This window comes from Chitinophaga varians, assembly GCF_014529945.1.
Taxonomy (GTDB): domain Bacteria; phylum Bacteroidota; class Bacteroidia; order Chitinophagales; family Chitinophagaceae; genus Chitinophaga; species Chitinophaga varians.
In genome coordinates, this window is sequence record NZ_JACVFB010000004.1 from 456,927 (window position 1) to 475,625 (window position 18,699).

General features: G+C 45.5%; 31 protein-coding genes, 1 tRNA gene and 1 pseudogene. 14 read left to right on the plus strand and 19 right to left on the minus strand.

Annotated elements, in window-relative coordinates:
- Positions 1-42: 42 nt before the first annotated feature.
- The 12 genes and pseudogenes from ICL55_RS22090 to ICL55_RS22145 all read right to left on the minus strand — a co-directional run bounded on the left by ICL55_RS22090 (position 43) and on the right by ICL55_RS22145 (position 6,416).
- On the minus strand, positions 43-831 hold the full coding sequence (locus tag ICL55_RS22090; RefSeq protein ID WP_188101424.1) for a hypothetical protein: 789 nt from the start codon (positions 829-831) through the stop codon (positions 43-45).
- Positions 821-1,171, minus strand: coding sequence for a hypothetical protein (locus tag ICL55_RS22095; protein ID WP_188101426.1), 351 nt, complete (start codon positions 1,169-1,171; stop codon positions 821-823). Before ICL55_RS22095 ends, ICL55_RS22090 begins: the two co-directional genes overlap by 11 nt.
- 18 nt (positions 1,172-1,189) lie before the next feature.
- Positions 1,190-1,417 (minus strand): helix-turn-helix domain-containing protein, encoded by a 228-nt coding sequence (locus ICL55_RS22100; protein WP_188101428.1) that lies wholly within the window; start codon positions 1,415-1,417, stop codon positions 1,190-1,192.
- A 1-nt stretch (position 1,418) separates the two neighbouring features.
- A complete protein-coding gene (locus tag ICL55_RS22105) occupies positions 1,419-2,147 on the minus strand; it encodes a hypothetical protein (RefSeq protein ID WP_188101430.1) in 729 nt (242 codons plus the stop codon).
- A complete protein-coding gene (locus ICL55_RS22110) occupies positions 2,137-3,027 on the minus strand; it encodes a hypothetical protein (RefSeq protein WP_188101432.1) in 891 nt (296 codons plus the stop codon). The genes ICL55_RS22105 and ICL55_RS22110 overlap by 11 nt, the downstream gene beginning before the upstream one ends.
- A gap of 4 nt (positions 3,028-3,031) precedes the next feature.
- Positions 3,032-3,379 carry a hypothetical protein gene (locus ICL55_RS22115; protein WP_188101435.1) on the minus strand — a complete coding sequence of 116 codons (348 nt, stop codon included), beginning with the start codon at positions 3,377-3,379 and terminating at the stop codon, positions 3,032-3,034.
- A 50-nt stretch (positions 3,380-3,429) separates the two neighbouring features.
- Positions 3,430-3,735, minus strand: a complete 306-nt coding sequence (locus ICL55_RS22120; RefSeq protein WP_188101437.1) for a hypothetical protein — start codon at positions 3,733-3,735, stop codon at positions 3,430-3,432.
- Positions 3,736-3,745: 10 nt separating this feature from the next.
- Positions 3,746-4,450: a hypothetical protein gene (locus tag ICL55_RS22125; protein ID WP_188101439.1), complete on the minus strand. Its 705-nt coding sequence runs from the start codon at positions 4,448-4,450 to the stop codon at positions 3,746-3,748.
- A gap of 44 nt (positions 4,451-4,494) precedes the next feature.
- The gene (locus ICL55_RS22130; RefSeq protein WP_188101441.1) at positions 4,495-5,397 is read right to left on the minus strand and encodes a hypothetical protein; all 903 of its coding nucleotides are present in this window, start codon (positions 5,395-5,397) and stop codon (positions 4,495-4,497) included.
- 147 nt (positions 5,398-5,544) lie between these two features.
- Complete coding sequence (locus ICL55_RS22135) at positions 5,545-5,817, minus strand: hypothetical protein (protein WP_188101444.1); 273 nt, start codon at positions 5,815-5,817, stop codon at positions 5,545-5,547.
- A 353-nt stretch (positions 5,818-6,170) separates the two neighbouring features.
- Positions 6,171-6,243: transfer RNA gene (locus ICL55_RS22140), tRNA-Ala, on the minus strand.
- A 91-nt stretch (positions 6,244-6,334) separates the two neighbouring features.
- Positions 6,335-6,416: pseudogene (locus tag ICL55_RS22145) on the minus strand.
- A gap of 188 nt (positions 6,417-6,604) precedes the next feature.
- On the opposite strand from ICL55_RS22145, the gene ICL55_RS22150 reads away from it, so the two are divergent.
- A complete protein-coding gene (locus ICL55_RS22150) occupies positions 6,605-6,871 on the plus strand; it encodes a hypothetical protein (protein WP_188101446.1) in 267 nt (88 codons plus the stop codon).
- Between the two features lie 231 nt (positions 6,872-7,102).
- Here the strand turns inward: ICL55_RS22150 and ICL55_RS22155 are convergent, their stop codons facing one another.
- The 7 genes from ICL55_RS22155 to ICL55_RS22185 form a co-directional block, all read right to left on the minus strand.
- Complete coding sequence (locus tag ICL55_RS22155) at positions 7,103-7,489, minus strand: hypothetical protein (protein ID WP_188101448.1); 387 nt, start codon at positions 7,487-7,489, stop codon at positions 7,103-7,105.
- A gap of 352 nt (positions 7,490-7,841) precedes the next feature.
- The gene (locus tag ICL55_RS22160; protein ID WP_188101450.1) at positions 7,842-8,084 is read right to left on the minus strand and encodes a hypothetical protein; all 243 of its coding nucleotides are present in this window, start codon (positions 8,082-8,084) and stop codon (positions 7,842-7,844) included.
- Between the two features lie 4 nt (positions 8,085-8,088).
- A complete protein-coding gene (locus tag ICL55_RS22165) occupies positions 8,089-8,253 on the minus strand; it encodes a hypothetical protein (protein WP_188101452.1) in 165 nt (54 codons plus the stop codon).
- A complete protein-coding gene (locus ICL55_RS22170; protein WP_188101454.1) occupies positions 8,250-8,570 on the minus strand; it encodes a hypothetical protein in 321 nt (106 codons plus the stop codon). The genes ICL55_RS22165 and ICL55_RS22170 overlap by 4 nt, the downstream gene beginning before the upstream one ends.
- 123 nt (positions 8,571-8,693) lie before the next feature.
- The gene (locus tag ICL55_RS22175; protein WP_188101456.1) at positions 8,694-9,023 is read right to left on the minus strand and encodes a hypothetical protein; all 330 of its coding nucleotides are present in this window, start codon (positions 9,021-9,023) and stop codon (positions 8,694-8,696) included.
- A 13-nt stretch (positions 9,024-9,036) separates the two neighbouring features.
- Positions 9,037-9,402 carry a hypothetical protein gene (locus tag ICL55_RS22180; RefSeq protein ID WP_188101458.1) on the minus strand — a complete coding sequence of 122 codons (366 nt, stop codon included), beginning with the start codon at positions 9,400-9,402 and terminating at the stop codon, positions 9,037-9,039.
- Between the two features lie 21 nt (positions 9,403-9,423).
- The gene (locus tag ICL55_RS22185) at positions 9,424-9,654 is read right to left on the minus strand and encodes a hypothetical protein (RefSeq protein ID WP_188101460.1); all 231 of its coding nucleotides are present in this window, start codon (positions 9,652-9,654) and stop codon (positions 9,424-9,426) included.
- A gap of 152 nt (positions 9,655-9,806) precedes the next feature.
- Between ICL55_RS22185 and ICL55_RS22190 the strand changes: the two genes are divergently transcribed.
- The 13 genes from ICL55_RS22190 to ICL55_RS22250 all read left to right on the plus strand — a co-directional run bounded on the left by ICL55_RS22190 (position 9,807) and on the right by ICL55_RS22250 (position 18,681).
- On the plus strand, positions 9,807-10,232 hold the full coding sequence (locus tag ICL55_RS22190) for a helix-turn-helix domain-containing protein (protein ID WP_188101462.1): 426 nt from the start codon (positions 9,807-9,809) through the stop codon (positions 10,230-10,232).
- A gap of 481 nt (positions 10,233-10,713) precedes the next feature.
- On the plus strand, positions 10,714-11,088 hold the full coding sequence (locus tag ICL55_RS22195) for a hypothetical protein (protein ID WP_188101464.1): 375 nt from the start codon (positions 10,714-10,716) through the stop codon (positions 11,086-11,088).
- 29 nt (positions 11,089-11,117) lie between these two features.
- Positions 11,118-11,939 carry a hypothetical protein gene (locus ICL55_RS22200; RefSeq protein WP_188101467.1) on the plus strand — a complete coding sequence of 274 codons (822 nt, stop codon included), beginning with the start codon at positions 11,118-11,120 and terminating at the stop codon, positions 11,937-11,939.
- Between the two features lie 61 nt (positions 11,940-12,000).
- Positions 12,001-12,561 carry a mobilome CxxCx(11)CxxC protein gene (locus ICL55_RS22205; protein WP_188101469.1) on the plus strand — a complete coding sequence of 187 codons (561 nt, stop codon included), beginning with the start codon at positions 12,001-12,003 and terminating at the stop codon, positions 12,559-12,561.
- 11 nt (positions 12,562-12,572) lie between these two features.
- Positions 12,573-12,773 (plus strand): hypothetical protein, encoded by a 201-nt coding sequence (locus tag ICL55_RS22210; RefSeq protein ID WP_188101472.1) that lies wholly within the window; start codon positions 12,573-12,575, stop codon positions 12,771-12,773.
- A gap of 119 nt (positions 12,774-12,892) precedes the next feature.
- The gene (locus ICL55_RS22215; protein ID WP_188101474.1) at positions 12,893-13,159 is read left to right on the plus strand and encodes a hypothetical protein; all 267 of its coding nucleotides are present in this window, start codon (positions 12,893-12,895) and stop codon (positions 13,157-13,159) included.
- 54 nt (positions 13,160-13,213) lie between these two features.
- Positions 13,214-14,038, plus strand: coding sequence for a terminase small subunit (locus ICL55_RS22220; protein WP_188101476.1), 825 nt, complete (start codon positions 13,214-13,216; stop codon positions 14,036-14,038).
- Positions 14,025-15,596, plus strand: coding sequence for a hypothetical protein (locus tag ICL55_RS22225; protein WP_223151546.1), 1,572 nt, complete (start codon positions 14,025-14,027; stop codon positions 15,594-15,596). The genes ICL55_RS22220 and ICL55_RS22225 overlap by 14 nt, the downstream gene beginning before the upstream one ends.
- 1 nt (position 15,597) lies before the next feature.
- Complete coding sequence (locus ICL55_RS22230) at positions 15,598-16,287, plus strand: LbetaH domain-containing protein (RefSeq protein WP_188101479.1); 690 nt, start codon at positions 15,598-15,600, stop codon at positions 16,285-16,287.
- A 56-nt stretch (positions 16,288-16,343) separates the two neighbouring features.
- Complete coding sequence (locus tag ICL55_RS22235; protein ID WP_188101481.1) at positions 16,344-16,616, plus strand: hypothetical protein; 273 nt, start codon at positions 16,344-16,346, stop codon at positions 16,614-16,616.
- Positions 16,613-17,449, plus strand: coding sequence for a glycosyltransferase family 2 protein (locus ICL55_RS22240; protein WP_188101483.1), 837 nt, complete (start codon positions 16,613-16,615; stop codon positions 17,447-17,449). The genes ICL55_RS22235 and ICL55_RS22240 overlap by 4 nt, the downstream gene beginning before the upstream one ends.
- Positions 17,436-17,654 (plus strand): hypothetical protein, encoded by a 219-nt coding sequence (locus ICL55_RS22245; RefSeq protein WP_188101486.1) that lies wholly within the window; start codon positions 17,436-17,438, stop codon positions 17,652-17,654. Before ICL55_RS22240 ends, ICL55_RS22245 begins: the two co-directional genes overlap by 14 nt.
- Positions 17,647-18,681, plus strand: a complete 1,035-nt coding sequence (locus tag ICL55_RS22250; protein ID WP_188101489.1) for a glycosyltransferase family protein — start codon at positions 17,647-17,649, stop codon at positions 18,679-18,681. Before ICL55_RS22245 ends, ICL55_RS22250 begins: the two co-directional genes overlap by 8 nt.
- Positions 18,682-18,699 lie beyond the last annotated feature (18 nt).

The following is an 18,699-nucleotide window of genomic DNA, read 5'->3' on the forward strand; positions in this document are numbered from 1 at the left end:
GATACTGCTCATAGCCGGCCAACTCGTCACTGATGAGAAGCTTTACAATGCCTCGCATAGCGCCGGGAATTTCGCCGGGCGGCCGGTTGTGGACAGTACTCTGAAGGAAATGACCCACACCCAGGGATTGGTGCCCCATGATTCGGCACCGTTGATCTTTGACCACAACTTCCGGTATGCATCAACAGGGTTTACTTCCCAATCATGCCATTGCCATCCCTCCGCACCAGGCAGGCCATCAGATTCTGGGAGGCCGTATTTCCATGTAGGGGATATAGCGTGTTTTAAACAATAAGCGTGATCTTTTGAGACGCAGGCGAACCCTTCGGAAATAACATCGCCTTTGCTGATATCCTGCACCAGCTCGACGCGGATATCGGTCACCTGCAGCCATATCCGGGCGGCCACTTTCGGCATGAAGCGGGGAGACTTCCAAGGTGGTGTCAAAAAATTTGGATGATCGTCTTCCAGTTCGGGCCTGTGCCAATCTGGTATGTCGGGTCCAGCTTTATAGAAATACCGATCGGAGCCTATTCTGGTTTCATTCTCGTCAATCATGTGTCCTTTTATCCATGTTTCTTTCACATAAAGGATGTTTCCAGGCTGTCCGTATGGACACAATAGTGCATATCCATTTTGCCAAGGAGAATGAAGAAAACATTTTTTAAACATGTGTTTGTGATCACCGGAATACACATATCCACTTTCTTCATCAATTATTGGTTGCGGCTTAACGATCCGCCGTGTATGCGTCTTCCGGCCTTCGAGTATTGCCCGGACCATATCGCCGGAAAAAAGAATTGGACGCTCTTTAGTTGTTTTACTTTCCATTCCTTGGTAGTTTGAATCCTAATAATTCAGCTGCTTTGCTGTTTTCTTCAACCCAGATCAGGTTACAATGTGTGCATGCAGGAACCATTTCATTGGTGTTAAGGAGCCTCTCTGTCGTAGCCTTGCCCCGCTTATGATGCATTCCGGTCGCATACCTTTGACACCCCTGAGCTTTGATCTCACATTCTTTACCCTGCCAAAGAGGCTTGGTGAGTTTGTAATACTCCCGGTTGATCGCCGCCCGCTTGTCGCTGAATGGTTTTATCTTCCTCACTTTCTTTTCCTTGACCGGCTTGCCCTCGTTTTTGATGCGACGCCGGTATTCCAGGTAAGATTCCATACTTAACAGATTTTCAGGTTACTCTATTGCTTTTTTAATGTCGGTGTTCAGTAGCCTGTCGATGGTTTGGTTGAAATATCGGGCAACGGCACTTAATGTGTTATATCCTGGCGTTCCGTTACCGAGCTCCCACTGTGCGTATCGCTGGCGCGAGATATCCAAGTCCACAGAAACATCTTCCCGGCTAAGGCCCATCGTCTCACGTAGGAAGCGGATGTTTTTAGCAAAATTTTCTCTCGGTGTCATATTATCCATTTTGTTCGTTTGCAATAGCGTTTAACGCCTCAATCCTGACCGTCTCCCTTTTGCCGTAGTCCACGACCGCTGTCCAAAGTCTTTCTTCCTGCTGCCATTCCTTACCCTCTTTTACCAGTAGCTCGTATAGGCGTCGGCCTTCTTTGGTGGGTGAAATGACCAGGGCTTCTTTCATTTCCAGTGCGTAGGCCTCGCGGCAGTCTTCCAGTACTTGCCACCTTTCGGGACCGGTAAGTGTGATCATTTTGTTTCTAAAAAGCCAGTCGTATACACAGGTGGTTATGAAGGATGCCTTCAGGATGCCATTACGGGCGTTATTTTTGATCTTCTCCCATTCGTCTGACCAATCTGTTTCACCGGGAGGTAAGGCCGGTAATTCGGCCTCGTTTGCCCGTTTTTGTGATTCCAGTTCAGAGAGATGCTGCCGTTTGCCTAAATACTCGCAGATGGCATCGTCGATTAATGACAGGTTCAATGCTTTTCCCCAATCCTTGATCTTCGTTCCGTAGGTGCGCATTGCATACTCGAACTCATCGGGATTTATGTTCTGGTAGTCATCAATAGCCTTTTTTCGTAGCTGGTCTGTCAATATGGTCACATATGCGTCGTCTTCCGCCAATTGCCAGCCGGTTATAACGGCTGTTTTTAGGATAAGCGCTTCGATGATGGTATGCAGCTCTGTATCGGTATAGTTGCCAAACCGTTTCGAATTATACTTCATCTGAAGTACCCGCTGTTCCTCCGGGAGAAAACTGTTGAAGGTTGTTCCTAAGTCTATCTGCAAGGATTGCAAAACCTCCACTTTTACCGGTAAATGCTCCTTTGTTTCCTCCGCTGGTTCCGCTTGGAGGTGGTTTGTTGCCTGTTGTAGTTGCTTTTCGTTCATCTCTCTCCTCGTTTTCTCTGTAGTTACGTATGAAATTTCCTGCTAATGAAGCCCATCGGACTATCTTAGTGCCTTTGTGTATCCATCCTACTGCATCATAGCTGTTCCAGAACTTATGCGCCATCTCTTCGGTTCCTCCCGCCCCCCTGAACCAGCGGATAACATCTTCTATTGGAGGACCGGTAAAAGAGGGGGGCGGCGCGGAACTGGGGGGTGTTAGATTTTCGTTTTCAGTTTCTAAGTTGTCATTGCCCGATGGCGATTCCCCTTTATCCTTCTCTTCTCTTTTATTTTCTTCTTCTATTTCTCTTTTAGGCAGTGAATCATCATTACTGATTCCGTGATCATTCACTGAATGTTCAGTGAATATTGTTTTTAGTTCTTCCTTGCTGATTAACAGATCTTTATAATTCGGTCGGTTAATTGTTTGGTGCTTACTGAAGTTTGGCAGATAGTAGAAATCCTCTTTTTTGTGAGAGAACTGACTAATAAATCCATGGGCAAGCAGTTCATTTAACCATGATCCGAATTGTTGGAGCTGTATTTGATCGTAAGGGAAAACCTTTGATTTGATAAAAAGATGATCGCAAACCAGAATGCCTAAATCATCTGCCAGATTCCAAAGACCTATAAAAAGCAATCTTGCATCCCGGCTTATCTTCGATAACTTCCTATCGTCCCAAAATTTCTTTCTAATCATTCTGTCTCTGGCCATGACCTTAAAATAAAGTTGGTTGTTGTACCGGGTGTATCTCCGCATACCCGGCGCCGGTAGTTTTCTGGAAAAGATGCTCCGGTTGCTTGTATGGTCCTATTCTGGTTTGTGCCAGCATCCGGATGGCACCCTTAGATTTTAGGTCACTCAGTGCCCTCCTGATGGAGGTGATTGGCGTGCGCTTGCTGATTAATACCCTGGCTTTAAGATGTTTTGTTAGCTCCGAAGCGGTTATCTTCTTTTTCGGGTGCTTCCGGAAATACTCAGCGATTATGGCCTGCTGCCCTCTCGCGGCCTTTATTCGGTTGGCCAGTTGTCGGCCCGTCAAGTTTGTTGTGTTGTAGTATGTCATACCCTCAATTTTATCGGTGAATCAATCAGGCACTGGGTAGATGCGGGTAGCTACTCTTCGACTTTATCCTTCCCATGGATTAGGATGTCAAAGGCGGCATTGGTTACTCTTTCATCGATGGTGCATACCATATCCACGTTGTTCACATAATCACCTAAGGCCTCCATTACCGTAGTCAGTTGGCTAAGGGCTGCGATAAGCACCTCTTCAGTTGCGGCGGCTCCATCTATTTGTATTTGGGACATACCTGGAATTGACCTTACCTGTGTAATTACAGTGTTCATGTTGGAGGCCAGATAGTTAATGGTCTGCGTAGCAAGTAGTATTTTGCTATAAGTGTCGAGTTTTTCTGACATGTGATAGTTTTTATGATACAATAATGTATTTGCTATTTGAAATCTTCTTGTCAAGTTCATTCAGGAACTGCCGGCACTTTTTCACCTTAGCGTATATCTGTTGGATCTTCTCTTCGTCGCGGGTAACTGAAAACTCTATTACCCGCTGCGATAATGGAACGTCGTCATACACTGACAGCTTCCTTAGTTGTTCTACTGCCTCGATGTAGTCCGGATCGGATTCAAAGCCAGCATTCATTTTGTAGAACAGTTTACGTTCTTCGTCGGCGGCCAGGTGTTCCGGAGTGTTTGAAAGACAATATCCCAGTCTAGCTTCCGGCGCCCCGGTAAGCGCCATGTACCCCATCAGCTGCCAGTAATACTCCTGGTTGATCTTTTTCTGGATATTCCTGAAAAAGGTGAATATGTCCCATGAGGACTTAATGTCGATAATACAGGTGGCTTCGAGGATGGACGAACCCTCGTAAAGATCAGGTTCGCCCATAATGAAATCGTTCGTGAGGTGTTCTGTGTTCTTTCGGAAGAACTGCCCCTTCACCCGGCAGTACAGCGTGATACTTTCCTCTTCTACCGCCGTTCCCTTTTCGGTATACTTGCTGGATACATCAGACTGTCTACCATACTTTTTCGACACATACACATCTATCAGGTGGGTTTTGGCCCCTTCAGATAATTCTCCATCCTCTTTATCTGCTTTAGACTTTGGTTCAGTCATAATGTGGCCCAGGGATGAACATCTAAAACGTTGATCGTCAAACATCATGATTCGAAGGATTTTAGTTTCGCGTTGAATGTCTCCATTTGCGCCGGCATTACGTACTGTCTGATTTTTTCCAAGGTATCTGCTGAATCAGCATCGTTGATAAGGTGCATGATTCTTTCGGCCTCGATCTCTTGCGGGGTTTTTGTTTGCGGCTTGATTCCCCCCCTAAATGCCTGCTCGATAGTAGTGTCGCCGTCTTTAATTGCGGTGCCTATACCAATCAATACTACAAGATCATCTGATGTGATGTGTGTTATTGCTGCTTTCCCTATTGCTCCAAGTATCTCCTGTTCTGTCACACTGAAGGTGTCTTTCAGGCCGTCAACCACCTGTTTCCGTCTGGCTATTAATTTAGCCTCATCGGATACATCCCCTGTTATGGCTTGTTTTGCGGCCGCATATACTTTGTCCACGATGGCACGAGGAATAACAGACAGTACCGCGTTTCGCAAGGCTATAGAGTTTGCCGCGTTGCCTGTCACTGTGATCATGTCGTCACTGTATCTTCCGGTTTTACCCATTATAGAGCGCTTTACCTGAGCCTTGATTGCAAGGTTGTTTTCAAGGTCAAAACAAACTGCCTCTGAAGTGACCTGTTTATTGTCGATTGATACAACCTTTGATTCTATCCGCAGGTTACCCCATACCTGGGAAAGTATTTTGGCCAAGTGGACAGATGGGCCGGTGATCGGCTTGCCACCTCGTGGTACTGAATATGTGCAAGTCTTCGCTGTCTCTTGATCCATTGTGACAATTGCAATGGCATTATCTAGCGACCGTTTTATGTTCCGCGGATATGCCTTAGCGGTGGCAATTTGCATGTCTATCGCCGCCTTGTCTTGCAGGTAAACGATTTGAGGCGATACGTCCTCGATGATTTCATTTGTTGAATTTTCCATTTTAGTTGATTTTAGTTTTTGTGAAACACTAGGTAAGCAGCTACCGCAATTCCGGCAGTGATCGCCATCCGTATGAAGCCTCCCCAAGTGCGTATGTTTCTGTAAATAGTGTGCATGTTTTATGGTTTTTCGCTGCTCGCATTAGGATCACTTAGCAACCTTTCGCATTATTTGTAGGCTCTCTCGGTATTCATTGCGTTCTTGGGTGATTCTTTTCAACTCAGATGCAGCGTGTTTGCAGTTCTCACATTCCGGTTTATATGCAGAATGTTGGTAAGCGCCAGTTTCTTGTTCCAGCTCTAGGTATGTATATAGGTCTTTTGCTATTGCCGTTACCGTTTCACTGGAAACGTTGATGCCGTTGCATTCCAGTATTTCGGAAATTGCATCTATCTGATAAGGGTGTAGCTCTGTGGACATTGTTTAATATTTTGCTGTGTGAAGAAGATGCTTTTTTAAAACCGGGTGACGAGAACCAGCCACCCGGCTGTTATATTCATTTCCCGCGGGCCTTAACGGGTGTATATTCATCTGTCTTATGGACGTAATCAGGATTTGGGCCCATTCGCTACTACTTCATGATTTGCGTTTTGGTGAATCTCTTTTCGGTTCAAGACAGCCCCGGCTGCAAACTGCCCCCTCAAGAGGGATTACGGTTCGTTTGTTCACAATTCAAACTCAAAATGATGGTGTCCACTCAGGCAGGACGCCGTTCTCCAAGACATCGGGGCCGTGCCGCGAATCAGCGAGTATAACTCGATTCTTGGCACCCCTGGCCGGGAAGGACTGATTCGAACAGCCAACTACAAGGTGCCCCCTGCGCTCTACCAGTTGAGCTACTTCCCCATAAAGCCGGAAATGATTGTCTACCGGCTCTATCTCTGAATTTCAGCTTGAAAATTTTGGCTTCACTTACGCAGAACGCCTTTCTCGTTTGTGATCAGGGCAGGAATCGAACCTGCAAGATGTGTATACCGGATGAACCGTTGCCATAGCGTCTACCATTCCGCCACCTGATCATTTGCCGGTAGTCGCCGGCGCGCTCGGGTAGCCACCCGACAAGCTCTTTTCCGTGAGGGGCTGCCAGCCCTTGCAAGGGACTTAGTCGTCACTGGCACCCTTTGCGGAAGGACTTATCCTTCATTCAGATGTCCTTTCCATCAGTCAGCCTATCCTCAAATGCTACTGTACCGAAAACGCGTCTGTCATGTCATATCGCTATTCTTTCCATGAAGTCAGAGCAGAGCCAGCTGCCCCTGTCGGCCTTGGTGATCATTTTACTTTCGGCGGTCCATCTATAAGGCGTTGCTACCGGGGACTGGATCGAACAGCCTATCTTCCTGTGAAAACAGAAGGAAATACCCTTCCCGGTCAGGTAGTAGAGGAATCTCACCTCTACCCTCCGAACTTCAGCCGAGGCTGTCGGATCGCGTCTACCCAGTATGCCGGCTTTGGCTGCGCCCAACGCTATTAGTGTTGTTATACAGGGTGAAAAGTTTGCGGGGCAGGCTTGAGTACCTGCATTCTACTACAGCTCACGTGCTACTGTTTCAACTCAACCAGCTCGACCGACTGACTCCCGGGAGCACTTGAAGGGTGTCTACTTCCACCACCCGCAGTATTTTTTATCAAATAGCTTCAGTTTAAATGCCGCCGGTGGATACCGGCCGCGTGTCATGTGTTCCACGTTATGAAAAAGGTTGTGTTATACTGGAAATGTTACTTCGCCAACAACTGAATCATCAGTACTGCCGAATCGTGCTTTTTCTGGTGTATCGTAAAGGGTGTTCCCTGTTATGTAACGATCACCTTCAAGGTAGACGCTGCAATACATTGTCCTTGTTTCCGTGAGCATAAAAAGGTCGTATTCGCTTTCTGTCCCATCGAGAAAGTAGTGACCGTCTACTGTCCATCTGCGAGGATAGGCATCTCCTTCGAGCGGGCCATACAATTGCTGTCCATCTACAGTGTTAAAGAAGTATTGGTCAAGCAACTTGCGTCCGGACCGTGAAATTACCGGGTGTCCAGCTGCTGCTTTTTGACGGTCAAATGGGGTACATTCAACCCCATTGATTACAACGTTTTCAGACATTATCGTATATAGTTAAAGGTTAATAAATGATGTTTTTAAAGAAGGGCAGGAGGTGGATACAACCCGCCGATGATTAAACCTGTTACTCTTCTGCTGTTTCGTTATGAACACCACTCCCGATTTTCCGGAAGCTTGTCCGGTCTTTATACCGGTCCTCTCCGTCAATGTTTTTTTTCGGCATCAAAATCCCGAATGCCACACCCACAATAACTATCGCTACAACTTGAGCAGGGAAGGTGTGTAGGAAGTCTATCACTGATTTTTGCATCGCCAGCTTTTAAAAGGTATTTGGTAAAGAGTATCACGCAGTAAATAGAGACGCCAACCATTGCTATGATAAAGAGTGCCATGATCATGCTGCCAGCGCTTTAATGGTGAGCGACAAGTTCGCGGCATTTGCCTTTTCCATAAGCTCATCAGCTTTCGCTTTTGAAAGGTTGCACATGGAGACATTAAAGTCTAAATGAGCAGTATAAGCTTCCACTGTATCAAAGTCATTCAGATGAGCAGAAAGTGCGGCATCTTGAAATTGCTGGGCTTTGTACATCTGGTCTGCTGCCTTTGCCAGCAGCTGGCTTATTTCAAGGAGTGTCATAACGTTATTTTTTGAAGGTTAAGAAGAAAAGACTACGTATAGCCACCGGGATAGCGAAACCTAGCATCGCATATCCGGCATCATGGTGATAGATAGCTAGGCCAATACCGGCAGCAACAAAGGCTACCATGACAGCGAAGCCGTACTGAGGTGTGTATAAAGTTTTCATGCATTTGGGTGTTTTGCAGTGGTGATAAGTTTTTTAAGAAATTTGGTAGAGTTGCTTTTCAGCTGGTCATTAAGGAAAGTCAGGTAGTTCTTTTTAGTCATCTTCCTCTTTCCCATCACTGTTCTTTCGGGTATATCTACTGTGTACCACTCTGGGTGTCCCAGATAGAATGTGCTGCCGTGGATCATGTTGCACTCTTCCAGTAGGTCCATTAGATCCAGAATGTAGAAGTGGGCGCATTCCATTTGACCGTCCGGCAGGTAGTACATTACCATCAATCCGCCCTCGCTATCTATATGTGAAAGAAAAAGTTTCATAAAAAGCTGTATTTTCGCTGTGAATAGTTGTTATTCTGATTTCGTTACGCTATTCGTTGCCCGGCGCGCCACGTCGGGCATTTTTATAGTCCCCTACTCGTTGCCTTTCGGGGATATTTTGTATCAATCCATTTGGTGATAAACTGTTGCCGGTATATCCATTTCAACAAGCTTTCTCTTTGCTGCTATTACCATTCGACTTCTGTTATTCCCCTGACCATTCGCTGAGAAGTTTACAAATCTGTATCCTTTGTACAGGCCAGATAAAGGGGAGCTGATGTTTATTCCGCTGGATTTTATCACTTGGTCTATGTTTGCCTGACGCCAGCCTTTGAAGTTTATTATAACCGTGTCTATATTGCAGGTGCCGCCATCCTCGTTTTTGTTGGCTGATAAGGATGCCTCCTCAGCTGCTTTAATGGCCTTTATGTATTGTTCAATTTTGTCTTTCATAACAGTGGTTATTTTACGCCCTACGGGCAGGTGAGTAATCGTGTTTGGTTTCTTCGTCCAGTGCTTCGCGGACAGCAGCGGCCAGTTCTGGTTGATTCAGGTCGTCTACATCTTCCAGTGCCTCCAGATCGATGGCGAAATCAGACAGTTTCACGCGGGAATCATCCATGTCAGCAGGGTAGTACCTACCACCGGCGCGCAGCTGATTAACCACTTCTTTCTCCATCCACTCTTCAGCTCCTTTCTCCATATAATATGGTACCTCTTCCGGGCGGCCACCGCACAGGGTCACTATCGCTATTACGATACCCTCTTCTTCGGTGAAAAGCCATACTTGTGGGCAAAGCTCCGCCTGCAGGCTGGTGAAAGTCTGTTTCATGATGGTAGATTAAAGTGGTGATTAAATACTTACTGTTTCGAGTGCTTTTTTGCTTTCTATCAGTTCCCAACCGGCGTTTACTATATCCTGATTCCAATGTGTTGATTCGGGATTAAGCGCCGATTTTACTGTTTGGATGTGGTAGGGAACTCTCGCTTTCACGTGGATCAACAGCACCCTGTAATTTTTCATCTCTTTCCGCAAAAGAACCTTCTCTTCCTGCTGTGCCGTTTTTGATACTGCGATTCTCATTTTGCGTATATTTACTCTTTTTATACTGTACCGCGTAGTGTACCTTCGCGATTACAATACAAATATAGATATAAAAAGATAGAAAAAGGTATAAAAAGATATAAAAGATAAAAATTTAGATTTTGTCTAATTTTCTACGTATTTGTTGATAAATGAATCAGGAAGAACTCAAAAAGGCCCTTAGGATTTTAAAAACTAAGAAGATAACCCAGACAATGGTCGCCAAGGAATTGGGGATGAGTGTTGCCTATCTATCTCATGTTGTGAACGGAGTCAAGCCAATTTCTCAGAATTTTGAGGATATTTTTATGGTGAAGTTCGGGGCACACTTGACTGGTGTTGCGCTGCGTGAGTTTAGCCCTGAGAAGGTGTTAGTGGAGTTGGAGGCAATAAGGGCAGAAAACCAAACCCTAAAAAAGATCATTGTGAACCTATTTGAAACCAGATTCACCAGCAGGCAGAATCTACCTGCTGATGAGTGGTTAAGCGAAATAGTGAAGCATCCAATGAATGAAAAGGTCATCGAGGCTTTAGAGAACGAGATTGAAGCAGCTGCATTACGGAATATGCAGGAATAGTAATCTGCGTTGGTTGTAGGTTGTTGTTCGCTTTGGTTGTTTTGGTAGGTGGTTTTACAGGCCCTTTCTTTTGGTTCGATTTCTTGCGCTGCATATCGGTTGCAATTTAGGGTGTTGGGATAATAGAGGGTTGTAAGTGTACGGTAATAGCTACATGTGATGTAGTTTTTTGAGTTAAGCAATAAATTTTCGGAAATAGTGGTTGGTCGGCAGTACTGAAATTAAATTTCCGGTGCGCATCGTATATGCGTACTGCGGCGTATCCGCAAATATTCATCATAAACGGGTTGTGTCGGTTAAGAATATGAGTGCAAGCTACTCCGGTTTTTAAGATCATTGAAAATTCAATTTCGTAACAGTTGTTAAGTGATTGTTATGGTAGCAAATTGTGAAAGCTAATTTAAGAATGTATAATTAATTCACCGTGAATATTTTATGCAGTTTTATGAATAAAGTATTCACCATTAATTTTAGATCCACTATGAAAAGAATTGTACTGTTGGCGATCCTATTCGCCCCCTACCTGGTAAGAGCTCAGAAATTTTTTGTTGAAAAGAATGACGAAGGCTGTGAACGCCCTATAATCAACAAGCTGCTTGAGAAAAACATAAAGCTTGTATTCAAAGAAGATTCCGCTGACTACATCATAAAGCCTATAATAAATGAGGTGAGGCGCGATAAGGCACGCGGGTACCTGCTTATTACCAACGCAAAAACAGGTGAAATAGCGGCAAAAACAGAGCAGGAGAGTGCCGTGTCAACTGTATATAACGGGCTACAGAATCCCAAGGTTAGAGTGGTAAATAAAATTGTTGATAGATCTTTGCTTAAAACCATTGAAGGTTTAACCAAATGAGATTGTAGTATTAGAGATAAATTCCAAATATGAAGGCACTTTCTTGGTTGCTTTTAACCATTTTTTCGATTGTTTTTTTCTGTTGTAACAATTATCAACTTGAACCTAATCCGAAGGTCTATGATGATCTACCGATTGACCAGCAGAATTTTTCAGCCATCATCAAACGTGCTGAAGCCTACTGTCTATTGGACAACGAATTTAAAAGGGCAGAGGGGATTGATAGTATAATTAATGTCCTAAATAAGATTGCAGATTCGTCTATAGTAATTGGTTGGGTGGGAGTTGTTCGTGATTTCAAGGCGGATTTTGATGCGGTGCTGCCCGGAGTAAAAAATTGCGTGAGTTTTGACATCAGGGTAAATCCATTAGCTTCAAATGTTACTTATTCTTTTTCATCCGATGTTGTGATCAATAAAGATAGTTCAAAAACAAATTTCCTTTATAAGCAGTTGAGTGAAGCAAATTTGAAGGAAGGTGACACTATACTGTTTGATGGCATTTTTTCGCTCTATTCTAAAGAGGATCGCACGGCGGTAAACTTCATCAATAAACCACTCAGCGGTTATCGTGATTTAGTTTCGCCATGGTTCAAATTAGACTTAACGAGCATAAAGCATTTTAATGGTAGTTTTGATGATTCACTGTATCAGTTAAAGCGTTCGACTGACTCTGTGTATAAATATGCTAAAATTATTTGCAATAGAGGGTTATACAATAGTGATGATGCAAAAGTATCGCTGAACAAAGCAATGACGGGGTTAGAGAAAAAGTCAAACGGCGAAGGTGCGGAGGGATTAAAATATTTGGTTAATCGTCGGGTTTTAAGGGAGATATTATTAATTAAGTAAAAATGATCGAACCCCAAAAGAGAGCCAATATTATACGCCACCACGAAAAAGTCACTCTGGTATGATTGACCCAAACGATTTTAATTGGCGGGCTACCTGTTATGATAAAGCGGGGCACGCCTTCGGAACTGCGGAAATTTATTCCAAAAGAATGCAGTTGCTTGAGAAGTGGATAAATTTCAATACAACACTTGGTATTGTTGTTCCTGTCTTAATAGGGGTTATTTTATCAACATACAATGATCAAACCACCCGTGCTATTGTGTCTGTTTTTGCAGTGGTTCTTGGTGGAACTCAGCTGGTAATTTCTATTATAAGTCTGACATTCGGGTGGGAAGCTCGCAAATCTTATTACTTAGAATCAGCCATAGCAAACCGGCGGTTTTCGGAGAGGTATAACGACCTTTTAATGAATGCGACTTTTGAAGTACAAAAATTTCGAGAAATAGAAGAAGAAGATAGAAGAAGAAACGACCTGGATGATAAATACCCCTTTTCCGATAAGGAGACAAGGCGTGCACACAGGATCGGACTGAAGCGATTTCAATTAGAGTGTGCTACTTGTCATGAGGTTCCTGACTCGTTGGAGTCGTCTGAATGTAATACATGTGGTAATTTTTAAACTATACAACTATGACGGAAAATGTAAAACAAATTCTAGCTGGTTATTTCAAATTAACTCCATCAGAACAGAGTGATTTTCAAAAAGCTCTTAAAGACGACGAGGCTCTATCTGGGCTCAAAAAAATACAGAATAGAGAAACATTCAATGAAAGTATAAAAAGGGCAACCGGTCCATCAGCGCAAAATCGTTGTGCCGTTTGTGGTAGATAGAATTTAAAAACCGGACAATTCCGGTTTTTTTAGCTACCTATATTTCTAAAACTATCGATAGTTCAAATATTTCTGAAAAATATGTAACTTTATTCCTGTACCATAAACAGTTACAGAACATGAGAGGGGGAACAGTGGTTTATAAGTACGACCAATCCGGGCAGCTCGTCCACACCTACAAGAGCATTCGCCAGGCGCGCAAAACAGAAAAGGTGCGCCATTATACCATTCTTCAGGCGATCGACACCCATGCGCTTCTCAACGGCGCAGTATTCAAAATGGGGGAGCAATTCAAACGAAACTTTAAGCCAGCGACAGACAATGCCCCCTGGGAAGGGGAGAACGGAATGTTTGATGTCAATGGGCTGCTATCTATGTCTTATTGATTTGGGAACCACATGCGGGACTAATTTTGTGGAAAAGAAGTTGATCCCGTGGCGTTGGAGCAGAAGCAGAAGATTTTCATCAAGCACTATGTGAAAACAGGCGACCATATTGGCGCTTATCAGAAAGCTGTTCCCGGAACAAACCGCAAGGTAGCCGCAAGTTGCGGCAAAAGATGGCTGAAAAAGCCAGACATCGCTGCTGAAATCGCGCGGCTTTCTTCCGATTCAGTGGTCCCCTTAGTGGAAATCGCCAACTTTTCAACAAATACCACAGGTGCTCCTCGTAAAATGGACGCGAAGGAGAAGCGCTTCTGTGAGGAATACGTCATTGATCTCAATGCAACTCAGGCGGCTATACGTTCCAAGTACTCAAAAGCCAACGCAAGGAACATCGGCAGTGAGCTGCTGACGAGGCCTTACATCCAAGACTACATCCACGAATTAAACGATGCCCGCTCTCGCCGTACGGAGGTGACAGCGGACAATGTGCTGAAGGAGCTGGCCTGTATCGCTTTCGCCAAGGTGACGGACTTTGTCAGGGTAGAGAAGCAGGAAGTGCCTGCGAGGTACCAACCTGCTCGCGTTTCAGGCTTCGGGAAGGATGAAGACAAAGGGGAAGATGATATCCCCGAAGAGGAAGAAACTGAGCTGCAAACCGTGGTCACCATCTTCGAAACCGACAATGTCCCCGAACACCAGCTGCGGGCGCTGGCCAGTATAAAACAGGGACGTTCTGGCATTGAAGTAAAACTCCATAGCAAGGAAAAGGCCTTGGAGCTGATTGGCCGGCATTTGGGTATGTGGAATGATAAGCTACAGCTTGGGGCAGATGAAGAACTGAAAAACCTGTATAAAACCGTGATGGATGGAAGTAAGTGAGGAACTGAAACAGGGACTGGCAGAGGTGCTGCGCAAAGGCCGTGAAGACTGGCCATATTTCGCGCGTACGGTATTTGGAGTCACGCTGGACCCGGAGCAGGAAGCCGTCTTGCGCTCTGTCCAGGTAAACAAGATGACCTCAGTAGCATCGGGCACCGCACGGGGAAAAGACTTTGTGAGCGCTGTGGCGGCCCTCTGCTTTCTGTATCTTACCCCAGTGTTCCACAAAGGGGAGCTGGCGGAAAACACCAAGGTAGCCCTTACCGCTCCCACAGACCGCCAGGTAAAAAACATCATGATGCCGGAGATCTCCCGGCTTCACCGGAAGATGATCCGAAATGGTTTTCGCTTCATGGCGGGCCGGCTCACTGCTTACGACGTGAAGACCGACAACGAAGAGTGGTTTCTTACCGGGTTCAAGGCGGATGAAAACAATCATGAGGCATGGTCTGGCTTCCACGCCGCCAACACCATGTTTGTGATCACAGAGGCATCAGGCATACCGGAAAACGTATTTGAAGCGATAGAGGGTAACCTGCAGGGCAATTCACGAATCCTTATAGTGTTCAACCCCAATACCAACGTGGGGTATGCTGCGCGTTCTCAAAAATCAAAGCGCTGGAACCGGTTCCGGCTCAATAGCCTGAATGCCCCCAATGTGGTCCAGAAGAAAACCACCATCCCCGGTCAGGTAGACTACGAGTGGGTGAAAGACAAGGTGGAATCCTGGTGCACCCCTATTCAGCAGTCTGACTTCCAGGAGGCCGAGGGTGACTTCTGGTGGGAGGGGGCCTGTTACCGGCCTACAGACCTATTTCGGAAAAAGGTATTGGGCCTGTTCCCGAAAGAAAGCGGCGACGCCCTGATCCCAGGCGCCTGGATAGAGCTGGCGAATAGGCGCTGGAAGGAGTTTGTAGCCAACAAATTTCCTCTCTCCAATAAACTCAGTTTAGGGGTGGACGTTGCCGGTATGGGCCGTGATAGTTCCTGTTTCTGCCCGCGGTACGGCGATTTCGTGGATCATCTCGAAATGGTACAATCTGCCGGCAAGGCAGAGCATATGAAGATCGCCGGCCTGACGCTGAACAAAATCAAACAGCACAACGACGCCTTTACCGGCAAAGCGGCCAAGGCTTTCATTGACACCATTGGAGAGGGTGCCGGTGTGTACTCTCGTTTGCTGGAACAAAATATACCCGGCATCGTCTCCTGTAAATACTCAGAGGCGGCAGTAGACAGCGGTGGCAAACCACTGACAGACGTAACTGGCCAGTTTCAGTTTGCTAACATGCGCGCTTACTTGTATTGGGCAGTCCGGGACTGGTTAGACCCTACGAAAAACGGAAAGGCAATGCTGCCGCCGGATGACGATTTATTCGCAGAACTGACAGAAGGAGAGTGGAAGTTTCAAAGCAATGGCAAGATCATTATAGAACCCAAAGAAGACATTAAAAAGCGCCTCGGCAGGTCTCCGGACCGGTCCGATGCGCTGGCAAACACATTTTACCCTGAACCTCTGGAAGTGGTTGCACAGAACCTTTCCGGTCTATTCTTTTAACATGATAGAAGACTATGAACAGCGTTTCCCCGGTAATGACATACACCCCACAGCGGTGATAGGACCTAACGTGACCATGGGTACCGGCAATTACATCGGTCCTTACTGTGTAATCGGTATGCCTGGTGAGCACCGGGAGAAGTGGGGAGAAGACAAGGGTGTATTAATCGGTGACAGATGTAAATTCACCGGGCATGTAACTATTGACGCCGGTATTGAAGGCCGTACGATGATCGGCGACAACGCTTTCATTATGAAACACGCGCACGTCGGTCATGATGTTGTTATCTACCCCAACGTTACAATTTCATGCGGTGCCAAGATAGGCGGACATACTATCGTACAAGTAGGTGCGAATATTGGCTTGAATGCAGTGATTCATCAAAAACACTCAATCGCAGCAAACGTAATGATCGCCATGGGGGCCGTGGTCACACTGAAGTGCCAGACCCGTGAGGAGTACATGTACGCCGGCAATCCAGCGGTTGAGAAGGGAAGGAATAAAAAAGCCCCTTTTTACAAAACAAATTTACCTGGAAGCTATCAAACAGAGAATGTTAAGTCTTTTCCGCATGTAATAGGCCCTGTTGATGTGAGGATAAGATGTGGAGACCGCACGCTGATTTATTCTGGCATATTTCAAGATGTGGATGAACACACTAAGAATCTCATAGTTAAATCAAAGTCATGATACGATTTTGTTTGTTTGCTCGGTGGTGATTTTTCATTTCTTGTTTAAATAATACCATGATGAATGACTATAACAAAGTGTTTGATGATTTCTGGAGAGATATTGTATGTAATCCTGATGGATCACTAAACTCAGAACAGGTCAAAAAAGAATTGGCTGACTTCAAATTTGTGATGGATCAAGTCCCTAAAGTGTACTGTCACGTAACAGGTGGTGTATTATCAAAGGTTATGTATCCAGCGGAAGTTGTAATCGCATCTGCTGATCAAAACTTTAACACACAATTGGAGCTTGAAATAAAAGAACGGAAGGAGGACGGGGAACTATGAAAGTAGCGGTGCTGATGCTCAGTTTTGAGAGGTATGAAACATTGAAGCATGTGCTGGAGCATAACCTGGCCAATGCCGGCTATCCGTTTGACCTGTTCGTCTGGGATAATGGCAGTCAGGATGATCGTATACCTGAACTGATAAGATGGCATGAACCTAAGCATTTTTACCCGGCTAAGGAAAACAAAGGCATCGCGGCGCCATTAAACGATATGATTAGGTTCGCGTATAGTCTTGGATATGATGCCTTTCATGTGATGGCCAATGACATATTGGAGCCGGACAACTGGTTGAGTGATAAGGTGGAGTTTATCAAGTTATTGGGGAAACTACATATACCATTGGTAAACGGGAAACTGCTCGGAAGCCCAAACCATACTACCGTTTCGAGCGGTATGGTTTCTATACCTCCCGGAGAACACAATTATCCGGAAGTAACACCATGTTTCGATGCTTCTGATAGACCAAACATCGTCGGGCCTATAAGGTATTACCCAGGTGACGTTATCGGCCAATTCTTGATCACGCGCGAAGTATACGAAGCTGTTGGCGCTTTCCGTGAGGATTTCGGCTATTACGGACCAATCGACAACGACTATAACGTCCGCTGTGCTGCCAAAGGGTTTGTGAACTACTACATTCCCGGCCAGTCCATCCACCTGGGAGACGATAATCCCGGCTACGGGTATGATAAGGGCACCGTAGTGCAGGAAACATGGCCGCGGCACGTTGAAAATGTCTACCGGTATCTGGAAGACCCAACAACGGCCTATATACCGCCGTCGGGGGAATGTACAATCAACATGAAACAGTTTGAAGATGGAAGAGATTAACCTATTGTGGGCAACAGACGCTCAAATGGATGCATTGGGTATCGATAAAAAGCTGGTACGGGAGATGCGCGAAGATTCATACTTTAAGCGTGTTTTCAGGTTTGATAAAGCAATTGAAGACCTTAAATATGAATTGTTTAAGGAGTTTCACGATGGAGGCCTGTGGCTAATTGGGATGTTTAAAAAGTTGTGTAGTCATGATTAAAGCGCTGGCACTATATCAGGATGGTTCTGGCTGCGATTACCACCGCCTTGTTTTACCGTTTCAGTACGAGGATGGATACATTGATCATGAGTACAAAAACAGGTCGGATTTTGATATGGATACGCAGTTGGCCGCTTCCGAGCTGGTGGTGTGGAACCGTGATTGTCCTATAGGGTTATCCTATATCACAGAACTAAAGGCGCGTTACGGGTTCAAAGTGGTGGTTGACCTTGACGACCATTGGGAGCTTTACCCACATCATTACCTGTACAATCGCTACCAGCGCCAGCGCATTCCGGAACTGATCATTAAAAACCTACAGCTGGCCGACGCTATCACAGTGACCACTTCTCGCCTCGCCGACAAGGTAAAGCCGATAAATCCCAATGTGCACGTTATCCCCAACGCGCTGCCGTATGGATTCGGCCAGTTTCAGGCTAAGAGGGTGCCGGCGGATATATTCCGGTTTATTTATGCTGGCCAGCGGTCACACCTACATGACCTGAAACAATTGCAGGGACCACTCCGCCGCATTGCATCGGAACAGCACCGAAACATGGGCTTTACTCTTGCCGGATACAATCACCATTCCGAAGATAGAACCAGTACATGGCCGAAGATGGAACAGATATTCAGCGCCGGCGGGGCAATGATTGGATACCAACGAGTGGAAAATAAACCACTTGGCGAGTATATGACCGTCTATGAAAATTCCGATGCCTGCCTGGTGCCGCTGGAAGGTAATGCATTCAATGCTCATAAATCAAACCTGAAGTTGCTGGAGGCTGGGGCCAAGACACTACCAGTTATCTGCCAGAAAGTGCCACCATATAGCGACTGTGACGCGCCGGTTTTGTGGGTTGAAAGACAAACAGACTGGTATAAACACATCCGCTACCTCGCTGCCAACAGGAGCGCCGCTGAAGATCTTGGCTTACAGCTTCACGATTGGGCTGTGAGTAACTACAACATTTTTGATCATAATAAAACAAGATTCGAACTATACACCCATATTATAAATAGTTGACCCCATTAATTGTTAACC

Bases quoted from the DNA above. Each gene is read 5' to 3' on its own strand.
- ICL55_RS22090 (WP_188101424.1), bottom strand. From the start codon at position 831: ATGGAAAGTAAAACAACTAAAGAGCGTCCAATTCTTTTTTCCGGCGAT.
- ICL55_RS22095 (WP_188101426.1), bottom strand. From the start codon at position 1,171: ATGGAATCTTACCTGGAATACCGGCGTCGCATCAAAAACGAGGGCAAG.
- ICL55_RS22100 (WP_188101428.1), bottom strand. From the start codon at position 1,417: ATGACACCGAGAGAAAATTTTGCTAAAAACATCCGCTTCCTACGTGAG.
- ICL55_RS22105 (WP_188101430.1), bottom strand. From the start codon at position 2,147: ATGAAGTATAATTCGAAACGGTTTGGCAACTATACCGATACAGAGCTG.
- ICL55_RS22110 (WP_188101432.1), bottom strand. From the start codon at position 3,027: ATGGCCAGAGACAGAATGATTAGAAAGAAATTTTGGGACGATAGGAAG.
- ICL55_RS22115 (WP_188101435.1), bottom strand. From the start codon at position 3,379: ATGACATACTACAACACAACAAACTTGACGGGCCGACAACTGGCCAAC.
- ICL55_RS22120 (WP_188101437.1), bottom strand. From the start codon at position 3,735: ATGTCAGAAAAACTCGACACTTATAGCAAAATACTACTTGCTACGCAG.
- ICL55_RS22125 (WP_188101439.1), bottom strand. From the start codon at position 4,450: ATGACTGAACCAAAGTCTAAAGCAGATAAAGAGGATGGAGAATTATCT.
- ICL55_RS22130 (WP_188101441.1), bottom strand. From the start codon at position 5,397: ATGGAAAATTCAACAAATGAAATCATCGAGGACGTATCGCCTCAAATC.
- ICL55_RS22135 (WP_188101444.1), bottom strand. From the start codon at position 5,817: ATGTCCACAGAGCTACACCCTTATCAGATAGATGCAATTTCCGAAATA.
- ICL55_RS22150 (WP_188101446.1), top strand. From the start codon at position 6,605: ATGTCATATCGCTATTCTTTCCATGAAGTCAGAGCAGAGCCAGCTGCC.
- ICL55_RS22155 (WP_188101448.1), bottom strand. From the start codon at position 7,489: ATGTCTGAAAACGTTGTAATCAATGGGGTTGAATGTACCCCATTTGAC.
- ICL55_RS22160 (WP_188101450.1), bottom strand. From the start codon at position 8,084: ATGACACTCCTTGAAATAAGCCAGCTGCTGGCAAAGGCAGCAGACCAG.
- ICL55_RS22165 (WP_188101452.1), bottom strand. From the start codon at position 8,253: ATGAAAACTTTATACACACCTCAGTACGGCTTCGCTGTCATGGTAGCC.
- ICL55_RS22170 (WP_188101454.1), bottom strand. From the start codon at position 8,570: ATGAAACTTTTTCTTTCACATATAGATAGCGAGGGCGGATTGATGGTA.
- ICL55_RS22175 (WP_188101456.1), bottom strand. From the start codon at position 9,023: ATGAAAGACAAAATTGAACAATACATAAAGGCCATTAAAGCAGCTGAG.
- ICL55_RS22180 (WP_188101458.1), bottom strand. From the start codon at position 9,402: ATGAAACAGACTTTCACCAGCCTGCAGGCGGAGCTTTGCCCACAAGTA.
- ICL55_RS22185 (WP_188101460.1), bottom strand. From the start codon at position 9,654: ATGAGAATCGCAGTATCAAAAACGGCACAGCAGGAAGAGAAGGTTCTT.
- ICL55_RS22190 (WP_188101462.1), top strand. From the start codon at position 9,807: ATGAATCAGGAAGAACTCAAAAAGGCCCTTAGGATTTTAAAAACTAAG.
- ICL55_RS22195 (WP_188101464.1), top strand. From the start codon at position 10,714: ATGAAAAGAATTGTACTGTTGGCGATCCTATTCGCCCCCTACCTGGTA.
- ICL55_RS22200 (WP_188101467.1), top strand. From the start codon at position 11,118: ATGAAGGCACTTTCTTGGTTGCTTTTAACCATTTTTTCGATTGTTTTT.
- ICL55_RS22205 (WP_188101469.1), top strand. From the start codon at position 12,001: ATGATTGACCCAAACGATTTTAATTGGCGGGCTACCTGTTATGATAAA.
- ICL55_RS22210 (WP_188101472.1), top strand. From the start codon at position 12,573: ATGACGGAAAATGTAAAACAAATTCTAGCTGGTTATTTCAAATTAACT.
- ICL55_RS22215 (WP_188101474.1), top strand. From the start codon at position 12,893: ATGAGAGGGGGAACAGTGGTTTATAAGTACGACCAATCCGGGCAGCTC.
- ICL55_RS22225 (WP_223151546.1), top strand. From the start codon at position 14,025: ATGGAAGTAAGTGAGGAACTGAAACAGGGACTGGCAGAGGTGCTGCGC.
- ICL55_RS22230 (WP_188101479.1), top strand. From the start codon at position 15,598: ATGATAGAAGACTATGAACAGCGTTTCCCCGGTAATGACATACACCCC.
- ICL55_RS22235 (WP_188101481.1), top strand. From the start codon at position 16,344: ATGATGAATGACTATAACAAAGTGTTTGATGATTTCTGGAGAGATATT.
- ICL55_RS22240 (WP_188101483.1), top strand. From the start codon at position 16,613: ATGAAAGTAGCGGTGCTGATGCTCAGTTTTGAGAGGTATGAAACATTG.
- ICL55_RS22245 (WP_188101486.1), top strand. From the start codon at position 17,436: ATGGAAGAGATTAACCTATTGTGGGCAACAGACGCTCAAATGGATGCA.
- ICL55_RS22250 (WP_188101489.1), top strand. From the start codon at position 17,647: ATGATTAAAGCGCTGGCACTATATCAGGATGGTTCTGGCTGCGATTAC.